The following is a 3,896-nucleotide window of genomic DNA, read 5'->3' on the forward strand; positions in this document are numbered from 1 at the left end:
ACCGCCGGCATCGCCGCCTTTGTTGAAGTCGCTGCTACCGAAGTCTCTGCCGCAGCAACACCTTGACCACAATATGAACAAAATGCTTGCCGGGACTCCAATTCTTTACCACAATTTTGACAATTCATCCCAATACTCCTCTCTACTAAATCCCCTAACTAACAATTCTTTATAAAAAAAGTTCATGTATATCATTCAATAAAACGATATACATGAACATTCTACACTAATTATTAATCTTTATCAAATACAAATTATGAAAACCGGTATCGCACCGAATTATCATAAATTTCACACTATCATATCGTAGCGTTTACGTTGGGTGAACACCCGGATAATGGTCGGGAATTTTATCATTTATCCCTCGAGTGAGCGCCTTTATTTCGTCATGAATAACATGATTGACTGTTTCACATTTCGCCGAATTTTGTCCTAACAATACACGACCTTGGTCAACTGCTACCTTAGCTCGCCCGGTTACTATGAACGGGTGCTTTTTAATAGCTTCGATTTCATCTACATAATGACTGCACATAATCTTATTGACCGTAATTATTTTCATAAGTTTCCCCCTGGCACGGTAAAATAACCAACTGTTATACTTAAAAATTTAAAATCGGCACAATGTTAAGTTTTTAATCGTACAATTCAAACGTAAAATATAGTATCAATCAAATGTTGCCCTCCGCAATACTAAGTGGTCGAGCCTTTCCCAGACGCTGCCGGTGCCTCCCTCCAATTCCGCTTTTTAAATAAAATTATATACTTAATCTTGGGACCTCAAGATTTATGTATAAGGCCCAAAACGTAGAAAACCTTTCTATGAGACCTGTTAGTTATCTCTGATAATAACTGTAATCCGGTACGGGGCCGTATTTATTAGGGACTGGATTCCCTTTCATAACGGAAAAAATAAACAAGACAAAAGAACCGGCATAGGGTACAAAGTGGAGTAACAGCCACCATGCACTGCGGTTCAAGTCATGAAGCCGACGGGTTTGTACCGCTAGCGAAGGCAAAATAAACGGTAAGGTAACTACCAAGGTCAAAATATCTTCGAAGGTCGAACCAATACTGAAAAAACCGATTAAGAATTCCAACACAATTATAATAACAAATTGAATGAGCACAAATTTCCAATACTCGCCACGAGTCGCACGACCTTCAAATTTCAAATATTTTTCAGTCATACACATTTTAAAATTATCCCAAACCGGTAAGGAACCGACCCAGTTTTCACTATTCATAGGAACTCCTCTTTTAACTACAATCTTAAATTCAAAATCATAAGTAACCGACATGCTAAAATAACCGGCCCGCCGGAAAAAGATATATAACACCAATTGCCTGCAATGCTTCAACCGCACTGCAGGCAACTGTCATTTACTTATTTCTTGGCAATCATAAAGCCGGTAGCTTGCTGATTGGCCATAATTGTAATATCCGAAATCTGCACGCGTTTCGGTTGCGTAGCGGCAAACACGATAATCTCCGCAATATCTTCCGCCTGCAACGCTTCCACGCCGGCGTACACAGCAGCCGCTTTTTCCTTATCACCGTGGAAACGAACTTCGCTGAACGGCGTTTCTACGATGCCCGGTTGAATGGTCGTAACTTTAATATCCGATTCGATAGTATCGATACGAATCCCATCACTCAAAGTCTTAACCGCTGCTTTAGTGGCGCAATATACGGCACCTTTAGCGTACGCATAAATACCGGCCGTAGAACCTAGATTGATAATGTGACCGGAATTTTTTGCCAACATAAACGGCAACACCGTGCGTGATACATAGAGCAAACCTTTTACGTTTGTATTAATCATCAATTCAACATCGTCGAGGGAGCTTTCTTGGAACGCATCCAACCCTTGAGCAAGCCCTGCATTATTCACGAGAATATCCACACCGCCTGCTTTTTCAATCACAGCCGGTAACGTTTCGGCAACAGCTTTACGATCCGTCACATCGAGGGCAAACGGCGTAACTTTGATACCGTATTCCGGTTCAAATTCGGCTTTCATGTTTTCCAAAACTTCCAAACGACGGGCACATACCAACAGGTCATAACCCGCTTTGGCAAACGCCAAGGCCGTAGCATGGCCAATCCCCGAAGTAGCACCTGTAATTAATACTGTTTTGCTCATTGTAGTCACTCTCTTTCTTAGATATACCCTATATTTTAATTATAGATATAAATTTACTTTGAGACTAGTTAAAACTCGTTTAATTTTAATCCGGCTTATCTTTCAATCATAGACTCTAAGATTACAATGTCTGTTTCACGCATGCCGTCACGAGCAATGAGGCCCACCGTATGAACCGTTTCATCAATATTCGCTTTAACGATACCGTCACCGTTTTTAAAACTATTATTCGACTTTGCCTGGCGATAAGATAATAACGCATTACCTAGAGACATACCGATCTTCATGGCACATGATGCTTTGGCACCGTCACAAACGACGCCGGACGTGCCGACAAGGGCGTTGGATAAAGTTTCCCACACCACTTCTTTCGGCTCATTCAGAAGATACGCAATGCCCGCCGCTGTAGCCGATGCGGCGCTAACAACACCACAGTAGGCACTTAAACGACCGATATCATGCTTGATATAAAGGGCCAACACATTAGCTAAGGCCAATGCCCGATAACGTCGTTCTTCCGAAACCTTATATTCTTCCGCATACACATGAATCGGCACGGCCAAGGTAATCCCCTGATTACCGCTACCGCAGTTAATCATAACGGGCATGCTGCAACCGCCCATACGCGCATCGGAGCCCGCCGCCGCATAAGCACGCGCTTTATCGGCAATGCTGGCAGAGTCTTCAATAATTAATTTACCGATATTGGAGCCGTAAGAATTCTTCATACCTTCTTCGGCAATAGCCATATTATAGTCAAATTGACGATGCAATAATTCCTTTAAGCGGTCAAAATCGGCCTCTTCGGCAAATTCATAGCAATCGTCAAAGGTCATCTGCACTTCTTCTGCCAAAATCTGTTCCAATGGCATATCAAATAATACTTCGCCGTCTTTTTCGATGTGCGTAATATTTGTGTGTTTCTGTTGAACCGTTACCTTCACTTCGTGATCCACCGTTTTAGCGGTTACGGCGATGTACAGATTGGCCACACCTTCCGCCAACGATACGGTACAGAAATTACTTTCAAATAATTCATCAGCCCGCTTCACATCATCCGATGTTAAACCTTCCAGTACTTCCAGTTCTTTAGACGCATCGCCCACAATAGCACCTAAAATCAGACTGTAGTAAAAACCGGTTCGCCCATCCGCATTCGGAATGGTTACGCTTTTCGCGTTTTTAATAATGTTGCCGCTGCAATCAGCGTGCAAGCTGCTTGGAAATTCCCCCAAAACTTCAACCGCTTTCGCCGCCGCAAAGGCCAGCGCAATCGGCTCCGTACAACCAAAAGCAGGTAGTACCTCTCTCTCCAACATACAGTACAAATCTTTCATAAGAGTCCTCCATGCTTTTTAATTGTGCGATTCTTTATGAATCACTCCTATTTTAATTATAACATTATTTATGATTCTTACCACCATTCGTTGATATATGTTTTCTGTTTAGGATATACGCGGTTAAGCATAGATATAACAGCCTCTTCGCCGCACACTTTATCTTCAAACATCAATTCAGATACCGTTAAACGGCCCATGAGAATAAGGCTAAGGGCCCCTACTTCGCTGATAAACTGCACATCGGCTCGGACCGCATCCGCTTTTTTAACAGCCGCTACATGACCGTCCGCATGAATTGTTACCTCATAAGTCCCTTCATTCCAAGTTGCCAAGGAATCTTTTACACCCATGGTAAAAGTATATTTACCGTCAACTACGCCCGGCTGATTTTGCCAATGGGCATCGATATG

General features: G+C 42.6%; 6 protein-coding genes. All 6 read right to left on the reverse strand.

Annotated elements, in window-relative coordinates; genetic code table 11:
* Positions 1-128: zinc-ribbon domain-containing protein (locus E7204_RS09635; RefSeq protein WP_366483672.1), on the reverse strand; the 128-nt coding region annotated here is incomplete at its 3' end.
* Between the two features lie 185 nt (positions 129-313).
* Positions 314-562 carry a hypothetical protein gene (locus tag E7204_RS08865; protein ID WP_021840154.1) on the reverse strand — a complete coding sequence of 83 codons (249 nt, stop codon included), beginning with the start codon at positions 560-562 and terminating at the stop codon, positions 314-316.
* Between the two features lie 274 nt (positions 563-836).
* Positions 837-1,247, reverse strand: coding sequence for a DUF805 domain-containing protein (locus E7204_RS08870; RefSeq protein ID WP_295183768.1), 411 nt, complete (start codon positions 1,245-1,247; stop codon positions 837-839).
* A 140-nt stretch (positions 1,248-1,387) separates the two neighbouring features.
* On the reverse strand, positions 1,388-2,146 hold the full coding sequence (locus tag E7204_RS08875; protein ID WP_295183770.1) for an SDR family NAD(P)-dependent oxidoreductase: 759 nt from the start codon (positions 2,144-2,146) through the stop codon (positions 1,388-1,390).
* Between the two features lie 95 nt (positions 2,147-2,241).
* Positions 2,242-3,483, reverse strand: coding sequence for an L-serine ammonia-lyase, iron-sulfur-dependent, subunit alpha (locus E7204_RS08880; RefSeq protein ID WP_295183772.1), 1,242 nt, complete (start codon positions 3,481-3,483; stop codon positions 2,242-2,244).
* 77 nt (positions 3,484-3,560) lie between these two features.
* Positions 3,561-3,896: sterol carrier protein domain-containing protein (locus E7204_RS08885; RefSeq protein ID WP_295183773.1), on the reverse strand; the 336-nt coding region annotated here is incomplete at its 5' end.

This window comes from Veillonella sp., assembly GCF_015058545.1.
Classification (GTDB): Bacteria; Bacillota; Negativicutes; order Veillonellales; family Veillonellaceae; genus Veillonella_A.